25 protein-coding genes and 1 pseudogene are annotated in these 23,297 nt (G+C 63.0%); 25 read left to right on the top strand and 1 reads right to left on the bottom strand.

Annotation, left to right across the window (positions count from 1 at the left end; translation table 11 throughout):
• The first annotated feature begins 91 nt into the window (after positions 1-91).
• From RBH10_RS18105 to RBH10_RS18075, 7 genes are all read left to right on the top strand, one after another.
• Entirely contained in the window at positions 92-1,258 is a 1,167-nt protein-coding gene (locus RBH10_RS18105) for a phage portal protein (protein WP_281036260.1), read from the top strand.
• 187 nt (positions 1,259-1,445) lie between these two features.
• The gene (locus tag RBH10_RS18100; protein WP_045022819.1) at positions 1,446-1,766 is read left to right on the top strand and encodes a DUF6107 family protein; all 321 of its coding nucleotides are present in this window, start codon (positions 1,446-1,448) and stop codon (positions 1,764-1,766) included.
• A gap of 43 nt (positions 1,767-1,809) precedes the next feature.
• Positions 1,810-2,382 carry an HK97 family phage prohead protease gene (locus tag RBH10_RS18095; protein WP_281036261.1) on the top strand — a complete coding sequence of 191 codons (573 nt, stop codon included), beginning with the start codon at positions 1,810-1,812 and terminating at the stop codon, positions 2,380-2,382.
• Positions 2,383-2,418: 36 nt separating this feature from the next.
• On the top strand, positions 2,419-3,687 hold the full coding sequence (locus RBH10_RS18090) for a phage major capsid protein (RefSeq protein ID WP_281036262.1): 1,269 nt from the start codon (positions 2,419-2,421) through the stop codon (positions 3,685-3,687).
• A 113-nt stretch (positions 3,688-3,800) separates the two neighbouring features.
• Positions 3,801-4,370, top strand: coding sequence for a head-tail connector protein (locus RBH10_RS18085; RefSeq protein ID WP_281036263.1), 570 nt, complete (start codon positions 3,801-3,803; stop codon positions 4,368-4,370).
• Between the two features lie 3 nt (positions 4,371-4,373).
• Entirely contained in the window at positions 4,374-4,709 is a 336-nt protein-coding gene (locus RBH10_RS18080; RefSeq protein ID WP_281036264.1) for a phage head closure protein, read from the top strand.
• Positions 4,706-5,101, top strand: coding sequence for a DUF3168 domain-containing protein (locus tag RBH10_RS18075; protein WP_281036265.1), 396 nt, complete (start codon positions 4,706-4,708; stop codon positions 5,099-5,101). The genes RBH10_RS18080 and RBH10_RS18075 overlap by 4 nt, the downstream gene beginning before the upstream one ends.
• A gap of 7 nt (positions 5,102-5,108) precedes the next feature.
• Here the strand turns inward: RBH10_RS18075 and RBH10_RS18070 are convergent, their stop codons facing one another.
• Positions 5,109-6,308, bottom strand: a complete 1,200-nt coding sequence (locus RBH10_RS18070) for an MFS transporter (RefSeq protein WP_281036266.1) — start codon at positions 6,306-6,308, stop codon at positions 5,109-5,111.
• A 90-nt stretch (positions 6,309-6,398) separates the two neighbouring features.
• On the opposite strand from RBH10_RS18070, the gene RBH10_RS18065 reads away from it, so the two are divergent.
• From RBH10_RS18065 to RBH10_RS17980, 18 genes and pseudogenes are all read left to right on the top strand, one after another.
• Positions 6,399-6,806, top strand: coding sequence for a phage major tail protein, TP901-1 family (locus RBH10_RS18065; RefSeq protein ID WP_045022846.1), 408 nt, complete (start codon positions 6,399-6,401; stop codon positions 6,804-6,806).
• Positions 6,806-7,165 (top strand): gene transfer agent family protein, encoded by a 360-nt coding sequence (locus RBH10_RS18060; RefSeq protein ID WP_281036267.1) that lies wholly within the window; start codon positions 6,806-6,808, stop codon positions 7,163-7,165. Before RBH10_RS18065 ends, RBH10_RS18060 begins: the two co-directional genes overlap by 1 nt.
• Positions 7,162-7,383, top strand: a complete 222-nt coding sequence (locus RBH10_RS18055) for a rcc01693 family protein (protein WP_281036268.1) — start codon at positions 7,162-7,164, stop codon at positions 7,381-7,383. Before RBH10_RS18060 ends, RBH10_RS18055 begins: the two co-directional genes overlap by 4 nt.
• 79 nt (positions 7,384-7,462) lie before the next feature.
• On the top strand, positions 7,463-8,044 hold the full coding sequence (locus RBH10_RS18050) for a phage tail tape measure protein (RefSeq protein WP_281036269.1): 582 nt from the start codon (positions 7,463-7,465) through the stop codon (positions 8,042-8,044).
• Between the two features lie 239 nt (positions 8,045-8,283).
• Positions 8,284-8,922: a TIGR02217 family protein gene (locus RBH10_RS18045; RefSeq protein WP_281036270.1), complete on the top strand. Its 639-nt coding sequence runs from the start codon at positions 8,284-8,286 to the stop codon at positions 8,920-8,922.
• On the top strand, positions 8,919-9,803 hold the full coding sequence (locus RBH10_RS18040) for a DUF2163 domain-containing protein (RefSeq protein ID WP_281036271.1): 885 nt from the start codon (positions 8,919-8,921) through the stop codon (positions 9,801-9,803). The genes RBH10_RS18045 and RBH10_RS18040 overlap by 4 nt, the downstream gene beginning before the upstream one ends.
• Positions 9,800-10,234, top strand: coding sequence for an NlpC/P60 family protein (locus tag RBH10_RS18035; protein ID WP_281036272.1), 435 nt, complete (start codon positions 9,800-9,802; stop codon positions 10,232-10,234). Before RBH10_RS18040 ends, RBH10_RS18035 begins: the two co-directional genes overlap by 4 nt.
• A 17-nt stretch (positions 10,235-10,251) precedes the next feature.
• Positions 10,252-13,937: pseudogene (locus RBH10_RS18030) on the top strand (glycoside hydrolase/phage tail family protein).
• A gap of 34 nt (positions 13,938-13,971) precedes the next feature.
• Positions 13,972-14,178 (top strand): hypothetical protein, encoded by a 207-nt coding sequence (locus RBH10_RS18025; RefSeq protein ID WP_045022833.1) that lies wholly within the window; start codon positions 13,972-13,974, stop codon positions 14,176-14,178.
• Between the two features lie 138 nt (positions 14,179-14,316).
• Positions 14,317-14,571 (top strand): hypothetical protein, encoded by a 255-nt coding sequence (locus RBH10_RS18020; protein ID WP_045022834.1) that lies wholly within the window; start codon positions 14,317-14,319, stop codon positions 14,569-14,571.
• 95 nt (positions 14,572-14,666) lie between these two features.
• Complete coding sequence (locus RBH10_RS18015) at positions 14,667-15,338, top strand: response regulator transcription factor (protein WP_003512135.1); 672 nt, start codon at positions 14,667-14,669, stop codon at positions 15,336-15,338.
• On the top strand, positions 15,328-16,728 hold the full coding sequence (locus RBH10_RS18010; protein ID WP_045022835.1) for a HAMP domain-containing sensor histidine kinase: 1,401 nt from the start codon (positions 15,328-15,330) through the stop codon (positions 16,726-16,728). Before RBH10_RS18015 ends, RBH10_RS18010 begins: the two co-directional genes overlap by 11 nt.
• A 107-nt stretch (positions 16,729-16,835) precedes the next feature.
• On the top strand, positions 16,836-17,264 hold the full coding sequence (locus RBH10_RS18005) for a hypothetical protein (protein WP_281037358.1): 429 nt from the start codon (positions 16,836-16,838) through the stop codon (positions 17,262-17,264).
• Between the two features lie 143 nt (positions 17,265-17,407).
• Complete coding sequence (gene ccmI / locus RBH10_RS18000; protein ID WP_281036274.1) at positions 17,408-18,571, top strand: c-type cytochrome biogenesis protein CcmI; 1,164 nt, start codon at positions 17,408-17,410, stop codon at positions 18,569-18,571.
• A complete protein-coding gene (gene ccmE / locus RBH10_RS17995) occupies positions 18,568-19,080 on the top strand; it encodes a cytochrome c maturation protein CcmE (protein WP_281036275.1) in 513 nt (170 codons plus the stop codon). The genes ccmI and ccmE overlap by 4 nt, the downstream gene beginning before the upstream one ends.
• The gene (locus tag RBH10_RS17990; protein WP_281036276.1) at positions 19,077-21,068 is read left to right on the top strand and encodes a heme lyase CcmF/NrfE family subunit; all 1,992 of its coding nucleotides are present in this window, start codon (positions 19,077-19,079) and stop codon (positions 21,066-21,068) included. Before ccmE ends, RBH10_RS17990 begins: the two co-directional genes overlap by 4 nt.
• Positions 21,065-21,529, top strand: a complete 465-nt coding sequence (locus tag RBH10_RS17985; protein WP_281036277.1) for a cytochrome c-type biogenesis protein CcmH — start codon at positions 21,065-21,067, stop codon at positions 21,527-21,529. Before RBH10_RS17990 ends, RBH10_RS17985 begins: the two co-directional genes overlap by 4 nt.
• 156 nt (positions 21,530-21,685) lie before the next feature.
• Complete coding sequence (locus RBH10_RS17980) at positions 21,686-23,239, top strand: Do family serine endopeptidase (protein WP_045022840.1); 1,554 nt, start codon at positions 21,686-21,688, stop codon at positions 23,237-23,239.
• Positions 23,240-23,297 lie beyond the last annotated feature (58 nt).

The following is a 23,297-nucleotide window of genomic DNA, read 5'->3' as shown; positions in this document are numbered from 1 at the left end:
GACGCGGACGCGCCCTTATCCTGTTGCTGGAAACCTGAGACACCGCTTTCCCCGACACGCCGCCGCACGGCGGCAAAACAAGAACAACTCCATGCGATTTCCGTTTTCCCTGCCGCGCAAGCGCCCGGCGGATGGCAAAGCCGTGCCTGAAAGCCAGAAAATGGCCGGCGGCTTCATGGCGATGTCGATGCAGGGCGGGCAGGCCTTCTGGTCCGGCCGTTCCTATGCGGCACTTGCCCGCGAAGGCTTCATGAAAAATCCGGTGGCGCACCGCGCCGCCCGCATGGTGGCGGAAGCGTCTGCATCGGTCAGCTGGCTGCTTTACGATGGCGATGAGGAGATCGGCGATCATCCGCTGCTGGCGCTTCTGGCCAAACCGAGCGCCCATATGGGCGGGCCGGATTTCTTCGAGGCGCTTTATGGCCATCTGATGCTTGCCGGAAACGCTTATATCGAGCCGCTGATGATCGGCGGGCGGTTGCGCGAATTGCACCTTCTGCGGCCCGACCGGGTGAGCATCATCGAGGGTGCGGATGGTTGGCCGGTGGGCTTTGACTACCGCGCCGAGGGTCGCGCCGTCAGGCGCATCGCCGCTGACCGTGACGGGTTGGGGCTTTTGCACCTGAAGCTTTTCCACCCGCTGGACGATCGCACAGGGTTTGCGCCGCTTGCTTCTGCGGGTGCTGCTCTCGATCTGCACAACGCCGCGAGTCAGTGGAACAAGCGCCTGCTCGACAATTCCGCCCGGCCTTCCGGCGCGCTGGTCTACCAGCCGAAAGAGGGCGGCAATCTCTCCACCGAGCAATATGAGCGGCTCAAACGCGAGCTGGAGGAAGGTTATCAGGGCGCGATGAATGCCGGACGTCCGCTTCTTCTGGAAGGCGGGCTAGACTGGAAGGCCATGGGGCTTTCGCCACGCGACATGGATTTTCTGGAGGCACGTAACGGTGCGGCGCGCGATATAGCGCTCGCACTCGGCGTGCCGCCGATGCTGATCGGCATCCCCGGCGACAACACCTATGCCAATTATCAGGAGGCCAACCGCGCCTTTTATCGTCTCACCGTGCTGCCGCTCGTTAACCGCACGGCGGCACGGCTCTGCGGTTGGCTCTCGCCAATCTTCGGGGCGACGTTACGGTTGGAACCGGATCTCGACAGGATCGCCGGGCTTGCGGGCGAGCGGGACGCACTGTGGACACGGATCGGCGCGGCTTCGTTTCTGACCGACGAGGAAAAGCGGGAGGCGGTGGGGTACTAGGTGCTTCGCCCTGACCACCGGGTCGGCTCTTCGACCAATTTATGAACCAGCGGAATCGTTTTGTGAGGGCTTGCCGCCAAGCGATTCTGAAGACTCGCGAAATGGCGTTTTGAAACAGCGCAACTCACCTGCGGGCGACGCGGCGCGTCCGTCCGATGTCTCACATCCTAAACCGGAATGATTACCCATGTCTGAATTCGCCAATGAAAGCGGCATCTGGGCCGCCCGCATCACCGGTGCCGTGGCAGGCGCGGGTGTGTCGCTCGTTTATCTGCTGCCAAAAAGCAAACGCGAAGCGGCCAGCCGTTTTGTCACCGGCGTGTCCTGCGGCATGATCTTCGGCGGGCCGGTGGGCCTGTGGATCGTGCAGCAGCTCGAAATCGCCGGTGCGCTTTCCGGCCGGGAAATCATGGTGGCGGGTTCGGCCGCCGCCAGCATGGTGGCCTGGTGGGGGCTTGGCCTTCTGGTGCGCGTGGCCGACCGTTACAACGCCCGTCCACGCACCTAAGGCCGCAAAGCCTCGCTTTTCCTTCACATCGCAGGAGTTTCCCATGCACGTCTATCGCGGGCCGCGTCCCGCCACGCGCAAATTCGCCAATCTGGAACTGCGCGGCATATCCGGGGACGGCACGTTTTCCGGTTATGCCAGCGTCTTCGGCGAGGTCGATCTTGGCCGCGACGTGATCGAGCGCGGCGCTTTCCACCGCTCCATCGAGGAGCGCGGTGCGGGTGGTATCCGCATGCTCTACCAGCACGACCCGGCCGAACCTATCGGCGCATGGCGCACGATCCGCGAGGACGAGCGCGGGCTTTATGTCGAGGGAGTTCTTGCCCCCGGCGTCGCCCGCTCCCGCGAGGTGCATTCGCTGATGAAGACGGGCGCACTGGACGGGCTGTCGATCGGTTTCCGCACGGTACGCTCCGGCAAGGCCGAACGTGCCGGCGTCAGGCGCATTCTCGAAGCCGACCTCTGGGAAATCTCGGTCGTGACCTTTCCGATGCTGCCGTCCGCGCGGGTTTCGGATGTCAAACATGCCCGCTTCTTCCGCGACCGCGAGACCGAACTGGTGCGCACCATGCGCCGCGCCGCGCGCTCGCTTTTCGACACAGCTTTCAAACGCTGACTTTCCGACAACCACTTCCGACACAAGGATGGCGACATGACAGAGCAGATGACAAAACCGGCCGCAATGACGGTTGCGCCGCAGGTGAAGGCCGTGCCCGATACGATGACGGCGGCCTTCGACGAATTCATGGAGGCCTTCGAGGCCTTCCGCGACACCAACGACCAGCGGCTTTCCGATATCGAGCGCAAAATGGGCTCCGACGTCGTGACCCGCGACAAGCTCGACCGCATCGACAAAGCGCTCGACGACAACCGCAGGGTCATGGACGATCTGGCGCTCAAGAAGGCGCGTCCGGCACTTGGCCGCAGGGAGGCACTTTCCCTCGATACGGACGAGCATAAGGCCGCTTTCGAGGCCTATATCCGCCGCGGTGAGGAGGGCGCGCTGCGCGATCTGGAGGCCAAGGCGTTCGCCGGATCAAGCGGTGCCGATGGCGGTTATCTCTTGCCGACCGAAACGGATGGCGAGATCGGCCGCCGCATGACAGCGATTTCGCCGATCCGGGCGCTGGCAACCGTGCGGCAGGTTTCCACCACCGTGCTGAAGAAGCCGTTTTCGCCCGGCGGACTTGCGACCGGCTGGGTTGCCGAAACGGCGGCCCGCCCGCAGACGGCGACGCCGCAGCTGGCCGAGCTTTCCTTCCCGACCATGGAACTCTATGCCATGCCCGCCGCAACCCAGGGGCTGCTGGATGATGCGGCGGTCGATATCGAGGCCTGGATCGCCTCGGAAGTGGACACCGCCTTTGCCGAACAGGAGGCCGCTGCCTTCATCGCCGGCGACGGCGTCAACAAGCCGAAGGGTTTCCTTTCCTATACGGCCGTCGCCAACGGCGACTGGAGCTGGGGCAATATCGGTTATGTCTCAACCGGTGTTGCGGGCGGTTTTGCCTCCGCGGGACCGATGGATATGCTGATCGATGCCATCTATTCGTTGAAGGCCGGCCACCGCCAGAACGGCAACTTCATGATGAACCGCAAGACGCAAGCGGCGCTGCGCCGCTTCAAGGACACCAACGGCGCCTATCTGTGGCATCCGCCAGCCGCTGCCGGTCAGCCCGCCTCGCTGATGGGCTTTCCGGTAACGGAGGCCGAAGACATGCCGAACGTGGCGGCAAACAGCTTCGCCATCGCCTTCGGCGATTTCCGCGCCGGTTATCTCGTCGTCGACCGCACCGGCGTGCGCATCCTGCGCGATCCCTATTCGGCAAAACCCTATGTGCTGTTCTACACCACCAAACGTGTGGGCGGTGGCGTGCAGAACTTCGAGGCGATCAAGCTGGTGAAGTTCGGGGTGAATTGACACCCATCCTCTCCGTCACCCCGGATCTAGTCCGGGGTGACGGAGTGCGGATGCAACATTTTCGCCAAATGCTTTGGGTCGGAATTCTTTCTGCCCCCATCTCCGGAGACCCCATGACCTATGCCCTCATTCATCCGCCGCAGGCGGAGCCGCTGACGCTTGCCGAGGTCAAGGCGCATCTGCGTCTCGACAGCGGTGACGAGGACGCGCTTCTTGTCGCGTTGATCCGCACGGCCCGCGAGCATCTGGAACGCACCACCGGCCTTTGCTTGATCCGCCAGACATGGCGGCTTTATCTCGACCGATGGCCGCCAAGCGACGTGATTCCGATTGGCAAGGGACCGGTGCAAACCATCGAAACGATTCTGGTTTTTGATGGTCAAGGGCGCTCAACCGACATTACTGCTGCTGACAAATTGCTCGACGGCGAGGCGCGTCCGGCGCGGTTGTGGCTGCGCAATCCGCCGGCCCCCGGACGGACGATGAACGGCATCGAGATCGACTTCATCGCCGGTTATGGTGAGGCGGGAACGGATGTGCCCGACACGCTGAAACGCGCCATGCTGATGCATGTGGCGCAGATGTTCGCCTTTCGTGGTGCCGTTGCTCTGGAAAATCAGCCGGCGGGCGTTCCTGCCGGTTACGAGCGGCTGGTGTCGCCCTTCTGCCGCGTGGGGCTTTAAGCCATGAACCTCGTTTTTCTCGACCCCGGCAAGCTGACGGCGCGGCTGGAGCTGGAAGTGCGTACCGAGACGCCGGACGGGCAGGGCGGTGCTGCGGAAAGCTGGGATTTCCTGCGTTCGCTCTGGGCGGCAATCGAGCCGGTCTCGAATGCCTCCCATGAGCGGGCCTCGGCCGAGGGCGTGACGATAACTCACCGTGTCTGGTTGGCCTGGCGCGGTGACATCAACGCCGGCATGCGCTTCCGCAATGACCGGCGCGTTCTGGCAATCCGGACGGTAATGGACCCGGACGAGACCCGCCGTTTCATCGTCTGCCGCTGCGAGGAGGAAAGCCCGTGAGTGCCGCAAACCCGCTTCTGCAGGCGATTTTCGCAAGGCTTGCCGGGGACGCCGCGCTGGTGGCGCTCACCCCCGGCGGCATCGCCGACCGGCTTCTGCCGCGCGCCGTCTTGCCCTTGATCGTCATCGGCGACCTTGAAAGCCGCGACTATTCGACCGCGACGGAAAAGGCCGAGGAGCATTTTCTGACGCTGGAAATCTGGAGCGATGCCAATGGCCGCAAACGCGCGGGCGAGATCACCGCTCGGGTGACGAGCCTGCTCGACGATGCGTCGCTATCGCTCGCCGGTGTTTCGCTCGTCAATCTGCACCTTCTTTCCAGCCGTTCGCGGCGCGAGGCGAAGACGCGGAATTTCATCGCCGAGATGCGTGTGAGGGCGGTGACGGAATAATCGTGCTTCAGGACCCCTGTCTGCGCACGGTTTTCCATAGGAAGATCAGGAGCATAAACGAAATGGCGATCAGCACGGCGGCAATACCAAGCATGGCCGCCACCCCGCCGCGGTCGAGCGCCAGCGTGAAAATAACAGGTGCAACGGCAATGGCGAGGTTCTGCGGCAGGGAGATGCGCGCGGCCTGCAGCCCATATTCCTCCGGGGAAAATACCGCCAGTGGCAGCACGGCACGGCTGACGGTGAGCACGCCGGCGCCGAAACCGAAAAGAACGATGAAGCCGATGAAAGCCGGCATGGCCGGGGCAAAACCAAGCAAGAGCAGCAGCGACAGCAGCAGAAGACCGAAGCCGATCATGGCGGTGACGAAGGGGTTGCCACGTTTCCCCAGCAGGAAATCCAGCCCGCGCGCCGTAATTGCCAGCAGGCTGCGCGCCGATGCCAGCTGCACGGCAAGCGATTGCGTTGCGCCCGCCTGGACGAGCAGCAGCGGCAGCAGCGGTGACAGGCCGAAGGTCGTAAACGCGCTGATCGTCGTCATCGCCGCCAGAAGCAGAAAAGCCCGGCGTGTATCAACGGGCGAGGACGAAAGGGCGTCGGCTTTCTGCCGCTTTGTTTCCTTGCGGGCCGGACGGGCGGGAAGAACGAAGAGATAGAGTGGCAGAAGGACGAAGATCTGCAGACAGGCATAGAGCAGAAGTGTGCCGCGCCAGCCGAGATGCTGTTCCGCAAGTGCGGTGACCGGCAGGAAAACCGCCCCCGAAAGCCCGGTGAACAGCATCAGAAGCGTCAGCAACCGGCCGCTTTCCGCGCCCACACGCTCCACCACAGCGGTATGTGCAGCCGTCGTCAACCCGCAGGTTGCGGCCAAACCCATCACGCCCCAGCCGAAAAGATAACTTGTGACATTGCCCGAAAAGGCGAGCACGGCAAAGCCGGCGGCAAATAGCGCCGAACCGGCCACCAGCACGGGTGCCGCACCGCGACGGACGAGCATTCTTCCCAGCAGCGGGCCGCAAAGCGCGCTGATCAGCATCATGATGGTGAGGCCGGCAAAAACGATCTCGTTGCCGATCGCCAGTTCGCCGCCGATCCGTGGCGCCAGAATGGCCAGCATATCGAAACCGCTGCCCCAGCTGACGATCTGCCCAAGCGCCAGCACGCCGATAAGGCGCACGCGGGACGTCATTGAGGCGGCGTCGGACATGGTGAGATCGCGGGGTGCGAGGTGCGGGAAGCCATTTCGTAGCAGGCCCGCCGCACCCCCGCAACAGCAATCGAGATGAAAGGAAACAACATGGTAGCGCAGAAGGGCAAGGACCTGCTGCTGAAGATCAACAATGCCGGCTCCTACGTGACCGTGGCGGGGCTCAGAACCAAGCGGCTGGCCTTTAACGCGCAGGCCGTCGACATAACCGACGGCGAAAGCGCCGGGCGCTGGCGTGAGCTTCTGGCCGGTGCCGGCGTGCAGCGGGCATCGCTGACGGCCTCCGGCATCTTCAAGGATCAGGCGAGCGACGCGCTGGTGCGCGGTGCTTTTTTCGCCGGCTCCATTCCCGGCTGGCAGATCGTCATTCCCGATTTCGGTACGATCACCGGGCCGTTCCAGATCGTCGCACTCGAATATTCCGGCCGCCACGATGGCGAGGTGCAATTCGAGACCGCGCTGGAATCGGCAGGCCTCCTCAATTTCGGAGCACTGTGATGCCGCAAGGACTGCGTTACGGACGGGCCAACCGCCATCGCGGCGAGATCGAGGCTTTGATCGACGGGGAAAGGCGTATTCTCTGCCTGACGCTCGGCGCTCTCGCCGAACTCGAAACCGCCTTTCAGGCCGATGATCTCACCGCGCTCGCCGAACGTTTCGCAAGCGGGCGCATGAAGGCCGCCGACATGATCCGCGTCATCGGCGCTGGCCTGCGCGGCGCCGGCAATGTGTTTTCCGATGAGGATGTGGCCGCTGCCACCGTGGAAGGCGGCATTGCCGGCCACGTTGCCATAGTCGCCGATCTTCTGACCGCCACTTTCGCCGGTGCAAGGGGGCAAACCCCGCCGGACCCTTGAGCGCCGCAGCAGGCGAGGCGGGCGATGGCACACCGCGTCCGTTTCCTTGGGAAGCGGTGATACACACCGGCTTCGGCCTGCTGCGGCTTTCTTCCGAAACCTTCTGGCGGCTGACGCCAAGGGAATTCTTCGCGATGACGGGCGGCACACGCGCCTTCTTCCGCACGCTCGACCGTCAGGCAATGGAGGCGATGATGCGGCGGTTTCCGGATGGGTGAATTGGGTTTTCGCATTCGTGAAAACGACGAGGTAATTCAAACAGCTACGACTCCGTTTTGAATCAGAAAGGCAAGCGCGATGGCAGGCGATAGATCGATTGCGGATAGCCGCGAGGAGGCGGAAGCGCTCGTGGACGTGATGGGCGATCTCGAGCGGCGTTCCGAGCGGTTCGGGGCGGCGCTGACCTCCGCCATGCAGGCGGCGATGACCGGCGGCAAGGGGCTGGACGATGTGTTGCGCGGGCTGGGGGAACGGCTGTCCGGCATTGCGCTTTCCGCCGGTCTGAAGCCGCTCGAGAACATGATCGGCAATGCCGTCGGTGGGCTTTTGAACGGTGGCGGTTCACTCTTCGCCTTCGCCGATGGCGGCATGCCGGCGCGCAGCATCACGCCCTTTGCGGATGGCGGCGTTGTCTCCAGTCCATCTTTTTTCCCGATGGGTGGCGGGCTTGGCCTGATGGGCGAGGCGGGCGCGGAAGCGATCCTGCCGCTGAAACGCGGTTCGGATGGGGCGCTGGGTGTTGCCGCACCGGCGGGCGGGGGCGGTGCGCAGATCGTGTTCAACGTCACTGCGACGGATGCGACGAGCTTCAGGAAAAGCGAAGGCCAGATCGCGGCCATGCTGGCGCGCAGCGTTGGGCGCGGCCAGCGCGGCTTGTGAGCCTGCCGAGAGTCCTTCGGCGGGAGCGAGATGGGCTAGCTTTCACGTTGAGTGGGAAACCCTCGCCAAACTCCGGTCATCCTCGGGCCTGACCCGAGGATCCACTCCTTCGACGGTCGATGGATCCTCGCCTCAAGGGCGAGGATGACTGCGGAGTGGCCTCGGCCCTTTGTCGTGGCTTTCGGCCGACCTTCCCGGCCATTCCCTTGATGTAGCAAAAAGAATCCAGGAACAACGACATGGCGGCATTTCATGAAGTGCGGTTTCCGCTGCGGCTGGCGCTCGGCACGAGCGGCGGGCCGGTGAGGCGAACCGATATCGTCAACCTTTCCAACGGACGGGAAAACCGCAACCAGCGCTGGAAGAATGCCAGACGCGCCTATGATGCGGGATCCGGCATCCGCTCCGTCGGCGATCTTTACGAGGTACTTTCCTTTTTCGAGGCGCGGCGTGGTGAGCTTTACGGCTTTCGGTTCCGTGATCCGGTGGATTTCAAATCCTGCCCGCCGGGCGAGGCACCCGCTGCGACCGACCAGAAGATCGGCACCGGCGACGGCACGACGGTGGGTTTCCAACTGGTGAAGACCTATGCAGATACGGGCGGTTCCTTCACCCGGCGGGTGGAGAAGCCGGTCGAAGGTTCGGTCGTCGTCTCTCTCGACGGGGTCAGAGTTTCGCTGCCGGATTTTTCCGTCGATCACGCAACCGGCATGGTGACGTTTCGCACCGGACAGGTGCCGCCTGCGGGGGTGATCATCCGCGCCGGTTTCGAATTCGACGTGCCGGTGCGGTTTGCAATCGACCGCATCGACGTGAACCTCACCGCCTTCGAGGCGGGCCGAATTCCCTCCATTCCGCTGATGGAAGTCCTGCCATGAAGACCATTGCTGCTACCCTTGCGGAACATCTGAGCGGAGACGCCACGACCACCTGCCATTGCTGGAAGGTGACGTTGAAGGATGGCGTGGTGATCGGTTTTACCGACCATGACGAGACGCTTTCCTTCGCCGGCACGACCTATTTGGCCGCAAGTGGCTTCGGGGCAAGCGACAGCGACAGCGAGGCTGGGCTGGGCGCTAGTGCCGGGGAGGTGACGGGCGGCTTTTCCAGCGAGGCGATTTCGGAAAGCGATCTAGCCGCCGGGCGTTTTGATGGCGCGAAGGTGGAACTGTTTTTGGTCAACTGGCAGGCACCGGAACAACATGTGCTGCTGAACATGCGCGAAATCGGTGAGGTGACGCGGGCGGGCGGGGCGTTTCGCGCCGAGCTGCGCAGCATCGCCCATCGTCTCTCCCAGCCGCAGGGCAGGGTTTATGGACGGCGGTGCGATGCCGCCCTTGGTGACCGGAGGTGCGGCGTCGATCTGGCGCGGTTTACCGGTAGCGGCAGCGTTGCGGGCGTGGATGCGGTGGGCAACCTGCTGGCGGTGGGGCTTGATGCTTTCGCGGATGGTTTCTTCAGCCGGGGAAAATTGCGGTTTTTGACCGGCGGGCTTACCGGCAAGAGTTTCGATCTCGACGGACACGAGAAACGCGACAGCGGCACGCTTCTGTCCTTCTGGCTGGCCCCGGAACAATCGTCCAAACCGGGTGACACCTTTTCCGTCACCGCCGGTTGCGACAAGAGTTTTGCGACCTGCAAGGCGAAATTCGCCAATCACCCGAATTTTCGCGGCTTTCCGCATCTGCCGGGGGCGGATTTCGCCTATTCCTACGCCAGCGGTGGCGAGACCCATGACGGCAAGGCGTTGTTTCCATGAGCGATACAGCAGAAAGAGTGCTGACGCTGGCGCAAGGCTGGATCGGCACACCCTATCGGCATCAGGCGTCGTTGCAGGGCGTCGGCTGCGATTGCCTCGGCCTCGTCAGGGGCATCTGGCGCGCGCTTTACGGCGAGGAACCGGAACTGCCGCCACCCTATGCGCCTGATTGGGCCGAAAGCGGCAGCGAGGATCGGCTGCTGGCGGCCGCGAAGCGTCATTTTTCGGCGGTGCCTGATATGGACGAGGCAAAGCCCGGTGACCTGTTGCTGTTCCGCTGGCGGGCTGATGCGGCGGCGAAACATCTTGGCATTCTCGCCGGGCCGCGGCATTTCATCCACGCCTATGAGCAGGCGGCGGTGGTGCGCTCTGCACTGGTGCCCGGCTGGAAGCGGCGTATTGCCGGCGTTTTCCGTTTTCCCGAACCCTAATATTTTCCGAGGCGATTATGGCGACCATCATTTTCCAGGCGGCGGGTGCAGCACTCGGCGGTATTTTCGGCCCCGTGGGCGCCATCATCGGTGGGGCGGCGGGCGCGCTGACGGGCAATGCCGTTGATCGCGCGCTGCTTTCCAGCGGCCGGACGGTGTCGGGTGCCCGGCTTTCGACGGCGCGGATTCCGGGGCGGATGAGGGCGCGGCGATCAACCGGCTTTACGGCACGGCGAGGATCGGCGGCACGCTCATCTGGGCGACGCGCTTCGAGGAAAGCGTCGAGGTGGAGCGTCGCGGCGGCAAGGGCAATCGCGGCCAGAAGGTCGAGACCTTTCGTTATTTCGCCAACTTCGCCATCGGGCTCTGCGAGGGCGAAGCGGCCATGGTGCGGCGTGTCTGGGCCGACGGGCGGGAACTGGATCTGAGCGCCATCGAGATGCGCTTTTATCCCGGCAGCGAGACGCAATTGCCCGATCCGCTGATCGAGGCGAAACAGGGTGCTGGCAATGCGCCCACCTTTCGCGGGCTTACCTATGTGGTGTTCGAACGCCTGCCGCTCGACAGCTATGGCAACCGCATTCCGCTGATGCAGTTCGAAGTGGTGCGGCCGGTCGGAAGGCTGGAGAAAGCCATCCGCGCCATCACCATCATTCCGGGTGCCACGGAGCACGGGTACGCCACGGCGCAGGTTTCGGAACGCACCGGCATGGGTGAAAGCCGCATCATGAACCGCAACGGTATGACGGCTGCGACCGACTGGCAGGCGGCAATCGACGAACTGCAGGCGCTTTGCCCCAATCTGCAAAGTGTGGCGTTGGTGGTGAGCTGGTTCGGCACCGACATGCGGGCGGGCGAATGCCGCATTCTTCCCGGTGTGGAGGTGGCAGACCGCGACAGGGAGAGTGCGCCATGGTCCGTCGCCGGTCTTTCGCGTGGGGAGGCGCATCTGGTCAGCCATCACGCGGGCGGCCCGGCCTATGGCGGCACGCCTGACGATCAAAGCATGTTGCAGGCGATAGCGGACCTCAAGGCTCGGGGTCTGCGCGTCTGCCTTTATCCGTTCGTGATGATGGATGTGCCTGCCGGCAACGGCCTGCCAGACCCCCACGGCAAAGGCGAGCAGGATGCCTATGGCTGGCGCGGGCGCATCACCTGTTTTCCCGCACCCGGCAGGGCCGGTTCTCCGGACCGCAGCGCAGGCGCACGGGCGGAGATTTCAGCTTTCTGCAACCGCACTGAGGGTTATCGCCGCATGGTGCTGCATTATGCGGCGCTGGTGGCGCAGGCGGGTGGGGTGGATGCCTTCCTGATCGGCTCGGAGCTTCGCGGACTGACGAGCCTGCGCGATGGGAGCAACACCTTTCCTTTCGTGGCGGAACTGGTGCGGCTGGCAGGCGATGTGCGCGCCATTGTCGGGCCAACCACGAAACTCACCTATGGCGCGGACTGGAGCGAATATTTCGGCTATCAGCCGGCGGACGGTTCCGGCGACGTATTCTTCAATCTCGATCCGCTGTGGGCAAGCCCCGATATCGATGCGATCGGCGTCGACAACTATATGCCGCTTTCCGATTGGCGCGACGAGGATGCCGCAAACGGCAATCCTGATGGTATGACCGGCCCGGATGATGATAGTGCCTTCCGCCGCGCCATCACGGCGGGCGAGGGCTTTGACTGGTATTATTCCAGCGATGCGGACCGTGCCGCGCGTAGGCGCACGGCCATCACCGATGGTCTTGCGAACAAGCCGTGGGTGTTCCGCTATAAGGACCTTCAAAGCTGGTGGCAGAACGCCCACTACGACCGGGTGAGGGGCGCAGAGAAATCAACGCCGACCGCGTGGGTGCCGGGCTCAAAACCGATCTGGTTCACCGAACTCGGCTGTCCGGCAGTCGACAAGAGTGCGACGCGGCCGAATGTCTTTCCCGATCCGAAATCGGCAGAAAACGCTTTTCCTCACTTTTCCCGCCGAAACCGAGCCGATAGCCAGCAAAGGCGGTTTCTGGAAGCGCATCTCGACCGTTGGAGGGGTGAGGGCGATGCGGCGATGGTGGACGCAAACCGGGTCTACATGTGGACATGGGATGCGCGGCCCTTTCCCGCCTTTCCGCAGAATGGCGCGGCCTGGAGCGACGGTGGCAACTGGCGCACCGGCCATTGGCTGAACGGTCGGCTGGGCACGGCAACGCTTGCCGATACCATCGCCGCGATCCTGACCGATCACGGCTTTTCCGCTTTCGACGTCTCCGCCGTCAGCGGCGATTTGACCGGTTATGTGCAGGGCGACGTGACCTCGGCGCGTAACCTGCTGGAGCCGCTGATGGCGGCGTTTCAGGTGGATGTGGCCGAGGACGGGGGAACGCTGCGCTTCCGGTCCCGCAATACAGCGGTTCTGCCTGTCCGCGACGTTCCCGTATTCGCCGATCTGGACGACGAGCCGCTGTGGTCTGAAAATCGTGGCCATGACAGTGATTTCGCCACTGAGGCCGTTCTGACCTCATTCAACCCGGCGCTCGACTACGAGCAGGCAAGCGTGCGGTCGCGCCGCATCGACAATGCCGGTAGTCGCGTGATGCGGCTGGACCTTAACGCGGCACTGCCGGCGGAAACGGCGGAAGCTGCGGCTGAAGCCCTGTTGCGTGACAACAGGCAGGCACGTCGCACCCTGCGTTTTGCCCTGCCGCCCGCAGACATCGCTCTGGAACCCGGCGATTGTATCCGCCTGCCGGAAGGGACATTGCCGGAGGCTCCGGCAGGGCGGTTTCTGGTTGCCCGCATCGAGGATGGTGCTGTGCGGCAGGTGGAGGCACGCGCCTTTTCCGCTGCATCTTCCGCTTTTGCGGGCGCTGCGGATGAGCGGCGTGCAGGCGGCGCGAGCGGTGCCGAAGGTTTTGCCCCGGAAGTGCTGTTTCTCGACCTGCCACGCCATGACGGCATCGCGCCGGAAAATTCGGCGCGGATCGCCGTTTTCGCAAGGCCCTGGCGGCCAATCCTCGTTTCGGCTTCGCCCGGTACGGAAGGTTACCGGCAGCGAGCCGTGCTCGATCGGCCCGCGATGATCGGTACGCTGGCGATTCCCATGACACCCGGTCCCTCCGGGCGTTTCGACCGCAAAAACACTATCCAGATCGACCTGCCATTCGGCGAGCTTTCCTCGGCAGAGGAGCTTGCGGTGTTGAACAGTGAGAACCGTCTCGCCATCAGGGCTGCGAACGGCGTGTGGGAGATTATCGCTTTTGCGCGGGCCGAGGAAATTGCCCCCTCGCGCTGGCGGCTGTCCGCTTTGCTGCGGGGGCTTGGCGGCACGGAGGATGCGCTGGCCGCGGGCGCGCCTGCCGGGCCTTTCGCTTTCGAGGGCGGCTTGCGGGCCGAAACGCCGCTTGCGCCGGCGCATCTTTCCGGTGAGCGGCAGAGGGATGGCGTGCTGCTGCGCTGGACCCGCCGGGGCCGGGTGGAGGCCGATGGTTGGGATGCCAGCGAGATACCGCTGGACGAACCTTTCGAGCGTTACCGCGTGGAGGTGCTGGAAGGAGAGGCCGTGCGACGCACTGCGGAGGTCTCCGAACCCCTCTGGTTGTACCCAACTGCTGCCGAACTCACAGATTTCCCGGCATTGCGGGATCACATTTCCGTGCGTGTCCGCCAGCTCGGCCGCGCGGTGCCTCTGGGAGTGGCGGCGCAAGCCGTTCTCCCGCTCTGACAACTGCCTGAAAAACAACGCAAAGGACGAGATTATGGACAGTACCAAGCCATGGTATCAATCGCGCACGATATGGGGCGCGCTGGTAGCGGTCTTCGCACCGCTTTTCAGCGTCGCCGGCCTTGATCTGCCCGCCGGCCTGCATGGTGAGCTGGCGGAGGGGCTGGTGACGGTCGCGGGCGGAATTGGTGGTCTTATCGCACTTTACGGCCGCCTTTCGGCAACCAGCACCATTCGCTGACAGCCTTTTGACCGAGAGCGTCCCCGCCGTGCGCCATTGCGGCGGGGGCGGCATTCATTTGCCATTCAGACGCTTTGCGCTACATATTCGGTCACAATACGGTTCGAGACGCACCCGATTTTTTGGAAGATTTGTGCAATGGCATCACCTCTCATCATCGCGACGCTTGTAGCCGGGCTTTCCGGTTTCACGGCGCCCGAGGCTGATTTGCAGGGCCATTACATTCTGGCTGCAAGCGATTGCGGCGCAGCCGTCGCCCGCGTGGTGCGCGAAACCGGTGGCCAGCTTCTTTCGGTCTATCCCGCCGGTGACGGTCAGTCCTGTGTCGTCACCGTTCTCGTCCAGGGTAACGGCGAGCGCCCGCGCAAGGTGACGATGCGCGTGCCGATGTAGCCTTGCCCGCATCGCCGAAATATCGGAAAACAATCCGAGACAATTAGCATGACCGGCAACGCGCGCGCGGGCCGGGACACAGGAAAGGGCGGACAATGCGTATTCTCGTGGTTGAGGACGATGCCAATCTCAATCGTCAGCTGACCGACGCGCTGAAAGAAGCCGGTTATGTTGTCGATCAGGCATTCGACGGCGAGGAAGGGCATTATCTCGGCGATACCGAGCCCTATGACGCGATCGTTCTCGATATCGGCCTGCCGCAGATGGATGGCATCACCGTCGTCGAGAAATGGCGCGCGGCGGGCAAGGCCATGCCGGTCCTCATCCTCACCGCGCGCGACCGCTGGAGCGACAAGGTGGCTGGCATCGATGCCGGCGCCGATGATTACGTCACCAAGCCCTTCCATGTCGAAGAGGTTCTCGCCCGTGTGCGCGCGCTCATCCGCCGCGCCGCCGGCCATGCTTCCTCAGAACTCGTCTGCGGTCCGGTCAAGCTCGACACTAAATCCTCCAAGGCAACGGTCAACGGCGTGACGCTGAAGCTCACTTCGCACGAGTTCCGCCTGCTTTCTTATCTCATGCATCACATGGGCGAGGTCGTCTCGCGCACGGAGCTGGTCGAACATATGTACGATCAGGATTTCGACCGGGATTCCAACACGATCGAGGTGTTCGTCGGACGTTTGCGCAAGAAGCTCGGGGTTGATCTGATCGAGACCATCCGTGGTCTCGGTTACCGGATGCAAGCGCCGGCAGATGCGAAGTAGCTCTCTTACCGCCCGCGTTCTTCTTCTCGCCTCGGCCTGGTCGGCGCTGGCGCTGGTGGTGATTGCCGTGGTGATCTCGACGCTCTACCGGCAGGGCGTGGAGCGCAGCTTCACCGATCTTCTGCGGGCGCAGCTCTACAACGTCATCAATTCCGTGACGATTTCGAATGAGAATACGCTGGCCGGTAGCCCGCAGCTCGGCGATCTCCGGTTCTCGCAGCCCGATACCGGTTGGTATTGGGTGGTGGAGCCGCTCGGCAATTTCCAGACCGCACCGCTGGTCTCCTCTTCTCTCGGGGTAGCGTCGCTGCCGGTGCCGAGCATTATCGATGCCCCCTTCGACAACCGCTATGAGCGGTTTTATGCCGTGACCGACGAGGCCGGCAACAAGGTGCGGGTGGCGGAAACGGAAGTCGTGCTGGATGGCGAAGGCCGCGCGGCGCGGTTTCGCGTTTCCGGCAATCTCAACGTCGTTGAAGACGATGTGCGCAATTTCTCCAACAGCCTTTATCTGGCGCTCGCCGTCTTCGGCGTCGGCAGTCTGGTCGTCAACGGCCTTGCCATTCTCTACAGTCTGCGGCCGCTCGATCAGGCCCGTGTGGCGCTTGGCAAGATCAGGGGCGGGGAGGCGGAAAGCCTCGAAGGCGAATTCCCGCGGGAAATCCAGCCGTTGGCCAACGAAGTCAACGCGCTGATCGACAGCAATCGACGGATCGTCGAGCGCGCCCGCATGCAGGTCGGTAATCTCGCGCATTCGTTGAAAACGCCGATTGCCGTGCTTCTGAACGAGGCCCGCACGCTGGAGCCGCAGCATGGCGATCTGGTCCGTGCGCAGGCGGACGCCATGCAGGCGCAGGTGCAATCCTATCTTTCCCGCGCCCGCATCGCCGCCCAGCGCGGCTCTATCCTTGCCCGCGTGGAGGCGGAACCGGCGCTGGAACGGCTGGTGCGCGTGATGCGCCGCCTGAACCCCGACAAGCAGTTCGAGCTGAATTTCGAACACCCTGGAGCGGTGCTGGGCATGGAGCAGCAGGATCTGGAAGAGATCGTCGGCAATCTTCTCGAAAATGCCGCACGTTTTGCGCAGACCAAAGTCGTCGTCACGCTTGCGACCGGCGCGCACCCGTCCTCCGATCCTGAAATGGGCCGTCGCTCCTGGGTGGAGCTGATGGTGGAGGATGACGGACCGGGGCTGGAGCCGGGGCAGATCAGCGAGGCGATGAAGCGCGGCAGGCGGCTGGACGAAAGCCGTCCGGGAACCGGCCTTGGATTGTCGATCGTTTCCGAGGTGGTGTCTGAGTACCATGGCCACTTTTCCCTCTCGCGCAGCGCGATAGGTGGCCTGAAAGCCGATCTGATTTTGCCGGGCCTCTCGAAAGAGCTTGCGTGAGCCAAGAAAAAAGGCAAGAAATTCAATGCCGGTATATTAGGTGCGATGCGGTAAGGAAAAGAGGACAGGGTTTGGTTGACGTGTATGATGGCTGTCGCTCCGTGACGATGCGTTCGCTGGTGTCACGCCCGGCACTTCTCTCGATCCTGTGCGTATCGATGCTGAGCGCCTGCGCCACCACGGGCACCCGCCCGGCCGGTGGCAGCCTGTTCGGCGGCCCGGCGCAACCCTCGACGCCGTTCCTTGCCAATATGCAGGGCGGCATTGTTGGGCGAAGCGGTCTGGACCTCGAAAAGGGCGACCGGACCAAGGCGCTCGAGGCTGAATATCGCGCGCTCGAAACCGCCCCGGTCGGCACGCCGGTGGTCTGGACCGGCGAAGATGCCAGCGGGCAGGTGGTTGCCAATGCGCCCTATCAGGTGGGCAACCAGAATTGCCGGCAATATTCCCACACCCTGACCGTCGATGAAAAGGAAACCCGGGTGCGCGGTGCGGCCTGCCGCAATGCCGATGGCAGCTGGTCTCCTTTGACGTAAATCAAGGTCACGGGCCTTTCTGAATGACAGGAAGGGCCATAGCGGCGCAGCTGGACGCCGGGTGGTGCGGCGTGATGTCTCAAATTCACGTCATCTCCGCGCTTCATGTTTCCATGTGCCGTGCATTCGAGTAATTGAGCCTTATGTTCTGGATTGTCGTTGCGATATTGACGGCGGCTGTCGCCATCGTCCTGATGTACCCGCTGATGCGGAAGACCGAGGTGTCGCAGACGCGCCGCGACGGCGAAGTTGCAGTCTATCGCGACCAGCTTGCCGAACTGGACCGTGAACGTGCCGCCGGCCTGATCGGCGAGACCGAGGCCGAATATGCCCGTGCCGAAATCGGCCGCCGGCTGCTGGCCGCCGCCGATTCCGGGCAAGGTGTTGAAACCAGCGCCCGGCCGCTCCGGCACAATCTCGCCGTCACGCTGATTACCGTTCTGCTGCCTGCACTTGGCCTCTGTCTTTACATCTGGAAGGGAAGTCCGGAGGCGCCGGATATGCCTCTACAGGCACGTCTTGAACAGCCGGGTAACGACATGAACCTTCTTGTCGCCCGGGCCGAGCGGCATCTGGCCGAAAACCCCGATGACGGTGCCGGCTGGGATATTCTGGCGCCGATCTATTTCAAAACGATGCGGCTTGGCGATGCCGAGCTTGCCTATCGCAACGCGCTTCGTCTTCAGGGACCGAGCACGGAGCGGCTGACGGGACTTGGCGAAACGCTGGTGGCGGGCAATGACGGCATCGTCATCGAAGCTGCGCGCGACGCTTTTGCCGAGGCCGAGCGGTTGCAGCCCGGCAATCCGCGCGCCCGTTTTTATCTGGCGCTGTCGCTGGAGCAGGCCGGCAAGATGCAGGAGGCGCGTGCGGCCTTTGCGGCACTGGCCGCGGATGCGCCCGCTGGTGCGCCGTGGCTGCCGCTGGTGCGCGAACATATCGCCAGAACCGGCGGCGAGGCAGCGCCCGTAGCACCCGGCCCGACCGCGGACGACGTGGCGGCTGCGAAAGACATGACGCCCGCCGACCGGCAGGCGATGATCGAGGGCATGGTGGCAAGCCTCGACGCCAAGCTGAAAGAAAATCCCGGCGATTTCGAAGGCTGGATGCGCCTCGTGCGCGCTTATTCCGTATTGAATAATGCAGCGAAGGCGGGCGAGGCATTAAGAGCCGGCTTGCAGGTTTTCCCGCCTGAGGGCGAAGAGGGTAAACAGCTTCTGGCGCTGGCGAAGGAATTGGGAGTTTCCGCCGGACCCGTTCGCATGGACGGGCAAGGGCGCGCGATGCCGCAGGGAGTGACACAATGACCCGCAAACAGAAACGGCTCGCAATCATCGGCGGCGGCATGAGCTTCATCGTCGCGGCGGTGCTGCTCGTCATGTTCGCCTTCGGCCAGTCCATCGCCTATTTCTACATGCCGGCCGATCTGGAGAAGACGCCAGTCAATCCCGGCACCCGCATCCGCCTTGGCGGTCTGGTGGCGGAAGGCTCGGTCAAGCGTGGCGAGGGCCGTACGGTGAGCTTTACCGTGACGGACGGTGAAGCAAACGTGCCGGTCAGCTATACCGGCATCCTGCCCGATCTTTTCCGTGAGGGGCAGGGCGTGGTGACGGAAGGCGTTTTTGATGCCGCCACCCACGGTTTCGTGGCCGACAGCGTTCTGGCCAAGCATGACGAGAATTATATGCCGAAGGAAGTCGCCGACCGGCTGAAGGACAAGGGCCTCTGGCAGCAAACGGAAGAGGGCGGGCAACCTTCCGGCACAACACCTTCTCCTCAGGGGGCTTCGGCCGACAAGACCGGAGCGACAAAATGATCAACGAGATCGGCCATTACGTTCTGGTTCTGGCACTCGCCGTCGGGTTGATCGTCTCGACGCTGCCGGTGATCGGCGCGCGCCGCAACGACCGGGCGCTGATGGATATCGCCTCGCTCGGCTCCATCGTGATGTTCCTGCTGGTTGCCTTGTCCTTTGCAGCGCTGACGCGGGCCTATGCGGTCTCGGATTTTTCCGTGCGCAACGTCTGGGAAAACTCCCATTCGCTGATGCCGATGCTCTACAAGCTGACCGGCGTCTGGGGCAACCACGAAGGCTCCATGCTGCTTTGGCTGCTGATACTGGTGTTTTTCAGCGCGCTCGTTGCCGTCTTTGGCCGTAACCTGCCGGAAACGCTGAAAGCCAATGTGCTGTCCGTACAGGCGTGGATTTCCGTCGCCTTCCTGTTGTTCATCTTGCTGACCTCCAATCCGTTCATGCGTCTGGATCGGGTGCCGGCTGAAGGGCAGGACCTGAACCCGATCCTTCAGGATTTCGGCCTCGCCATCCATCCGCCGCTGCTTTATCTCGGTTATGTCGGTTTTTCCGTCTGCTTCTCCTTCGCCGTTGCAGCACTTCTGGAAGGCCGCATCGATGCGGCATGGGCGCGCTGGGTAAGACCTTGGACGCTGGCCGCATGGACCTTCCTGACGGCGGGCATCTCCATGGGGTCCTACTGGGCCTATTACGAACTCGGCTGGGGTGGCTGGTGGTTCTGGGATCCGGTTGAAAACGCCTCCTTCATGCCGTGGCTTGCGGGAACCGCGCTGCTGCATTCGGCGCTTGTCATGGAAAAGCGCGAGGCGCTGAAAATCTGGACCGTGCTTCTGGCGATCATGACCTTTTCGCTGTCGTTGCTCGGCACCTTCCTCGTCCGCTCCGGCGTTCTAACCTCGGTCCATGCCTTCGCCACCGATCCGAGCCGCGGCATCTTCATTCTTTGCATTCTCACCGTGTTCATCGGTGGAGCCTTCACGCTGTTCGCATGGCGTGCGCCGTCCCTGAAGGTAGGCGGGCTGTTTGCGCCGATCTCGCGGGAAGGGGCGCTTGTCCTCAACAACCTGATCCTGACGGTCTCGACCGCGACCGTGCTGATCGGCACACTCTATCCGCTCATTCTGGAAACGCTGACGGGCGAAAAAATCTCGGTCGGCGCGCCTTTCTTCAATCTCACTTTCGGCTTGCTGATGATCCCGATCCTGATCGTCACGCCGTTTGGGCCGATGCTGGCCTGGAAACGCGGCGATCTTCTCGGCGCATTCCAGCGGCTTTATGTGGCCGCCGCCCTTGCGGCCCTTGCCGGGCTGACGCTGTGGTACGTCGAAAACGGCGGTCCGGTGCTGGCGGCACTCGGCATTGCAGCCGGTTTCTGGCTGATCTTCGGGGCGCTTGCCGATCTCTGGAATCGCGCCAATTTCGGCAAGCTTGCTTTCGGCATCGCCTTTCGCCGCCTCAAGGGCCTGCCGCGTTCGGCCTTTGGCGCTGCACTTGCCCATATGGGGCTTGGCATCACCGTGCTCGGCATTGTCACCGTCACCACTTTCGAGACCGAAACCGTGCTGGAAATGAAGCAGGGCATGGTGGCGGAAGCGGGTGGCTATAGCCTCACCTTCGACGGCATTCGCCATGCCGTCGGCCCGAATTTCACCGAGGATCGTGGCCATTTCACCATCCGCAAGGCGGGTGTGGAGGTGGCCGATGTCTGGTCTTCCAAGCGGCTTTATACCGCGCGGCGCATGCCGACGACGGAAGCGGGCATTGTGACCTTCGGCCTCAGCCAGCTTTACGTCTCGCTCGGCGACCCCATGGCCGATGGCGGCATGGTGGTGCGCGTCTGGTGGAAACCTTTCATCCTGTGCATCTGGGGTGGCACGCTGTTCATGATGGCGGGCGGTTTCATTTCGCTCTCCGACAGACGATTGAGGGTGGGCGCACCAAACCGCAAGGCAAAGCCCGTCAGGACAGCAATGCCGGAGGCGGCGGAATGAAGGGGATCGCGGTAAGGCTGGCGCTTCTTCTCACTCTCATCTTTGCCGCGTCTCCGTCCTTCGCCTTCAATCCCGACGAGGTGCTGAAGGACCCTGTGCTTGAACAGCGGGCGAGGAACCTCACCTCGCAATTGCGCTGCATGGTCTGCCAGAACCAGTCCATCGACGACAGCAATGCCGCATTGGCGCGCGATCTGCGCGTTCTGGTGCGCGACAGGCTGGTGGAAGGTGACAGCGATCAGGCCGTGATCGACTACGTCGTGTCGCGTTATGGCGAGTTCGTGTTGCTGAAACCGCGCCTCAGCCTGCGCACGGCGCTTTTGTGGGGCGCGCCTATTGTTTTGACGCTTGCGGGGATTTTCGCGGTCCTCGTCTTTTCGCGCCGCCGCGCAAATCAGGAGCGGCCGGAAAGACTGAGCGCGGAGGAAGAAGAGAGAATTCGTAATCTCATTGAAAAATAATCGATTTTCATGGTCGTCCTCGGTTCTTTTTCAACATTACGATTATTTCATTCGTCAGACACTTCGCTGTAAGGTGTCGCCTCCTATATCTTCATCATCCACCGCTTCTCCCCCGGTCAAACGGGTTCCAGTCTGAATGAAGAAAGAAGGTACACCATGTCTCACTCGCAAAACGGACGTTCCTCGCTGAAGACGGTTCTGAAGGCGACAACCGTTGGCGGTCTTGCCGCGCTGATGCTTTCGACCGGCATCGCCGCACCGATCACCCATTTGTTTGCCGCACCCGTCGAGGTGAATGCACCGCAGGTTCCAAGCTTCGCCAATGTGGTCGAGGCAGTTTCGCCAGCCGTCGTCTCCGTTCGCGTTCAGTCGAACGTGCAGCCCGCTGCCGATGATTCCAGCAATTTTTCCTTCAACTTCGGCGGCCGTGGTCTCGACCAGCTGCCGGACGACCATCCGCTGAAGCGTTTCTTCAAGGAATTTGGCGGCCCGAACCAGGATCGCCCCGACCGTGGCCCGAACCGCCACCGTGATGGCAAGGGTCCGCTGCGTCCGGTCGCTCAGGGCTCCGGTTTCTTCATCTCCGAAGACGGTTATGTCGTCACCAACAACCACGTTGTCGATGATGGTTCCGCCTACACGATCGTGATGAATGACGGCACCGAACTCGAAGCCAAGCTCGTCGGCCGCGATCCGCGCACCGATCTGGCGCTCCTGAAGGTCGATGTGAACCGCAAGTTCACCTATGTGCAGTTTGCCGATGACAGCAAGATCCGCGTCGGTGACTGGGTCGTTGCCGTCGGCAACCCCTTCGGCCTCGGCGGCACGGTAACCTCTGGCATCGTTTCCGCCCGTGGCCGTGACATCGGCTCCGGCCCCTATGACGATTACCTGCAGATCGACGCTGCCGTGAACCGCGGCAACTCCGGCGGTCCCGCCTTCAACCTCAACGGCGAAGTGGTCGGCATCAACACCGCCATCTTCTCGCCCTCCGGCGGCAGCGTCGGCATTGCCTTTGCTATCCCGTCTTCGGTCGCCAAGGAAGTGATCGCCGATCTGAAAAAGGACGGCAAGGTCGAACGCGGCTGGCTCGGCGTGCAGATCCAGCCCGTCAGCAAGGACATCGCCGAATCGCTCGGTCTTGCCGAGGCAAGCGGCGCGCTCGTCGTCTCACCACAGTCCGGTTCTCCGGGCGACAAGGCCGGTATCAAGCAGGGTGACATCATCACCGCCGTCAACGGCGACCCCGTCAAGGATGCCCGCGACCTTTCGCGCCGCATTGGCGCCATGGCGCCAAACGCCAAGGTTGAAATCTCGCTCTGGCGCGGCGGCAAGTCGCAGTCGGTCACCGTGACACTCGGCGATCTGGCAAGCGACGAAGCCTCCAAGACAACGCCGGGCCAGGAGAACGACAGTGGCAGCAAGGCTTCCAGCGCGAAGGTGCTGTCCAGCCTCGGCCTGACGGTTGCGCCCGCCGATGACGGCAACGGCCTTGCCATCACCGACGTCGACCCGGACAGCGACGCTGCCGCCCGTGGCCTGAAGACGGGTGAGAAGATCACCTCCGTCAACAACCAGCAGGTCGCTTCCGCCGCCGATATCGAGAAAATTCTCGAACAGGCCAAGAAGGACGGACGTTCCAAGGCGCTGTTTCAGATCCAGACGGATAGCGGCAGCCGCTTCATCGCGCTGGATATCGACCAGAGCTGATAATTCGAATGATGATGCCGGTTTCCTTGTGAGGCCGGCATCATATCCCGCTCTTGAG

Source organism: Rhizobium sp. AN73 (genome assembly GCF_030757975.1).
Classification (GTDB): Bacteria; Pseudomonadota; Alphaproteobacteria; order Rhizobiales; family Rhizobiaceae; genus Agrobacterium; species Agrobacterium arsenijevicii.
The sequence above is the reverse complement of the archived record's forward strand: the minus strand, read 5'-3'. Positions and strand labels throughout refer to the sequence as shown.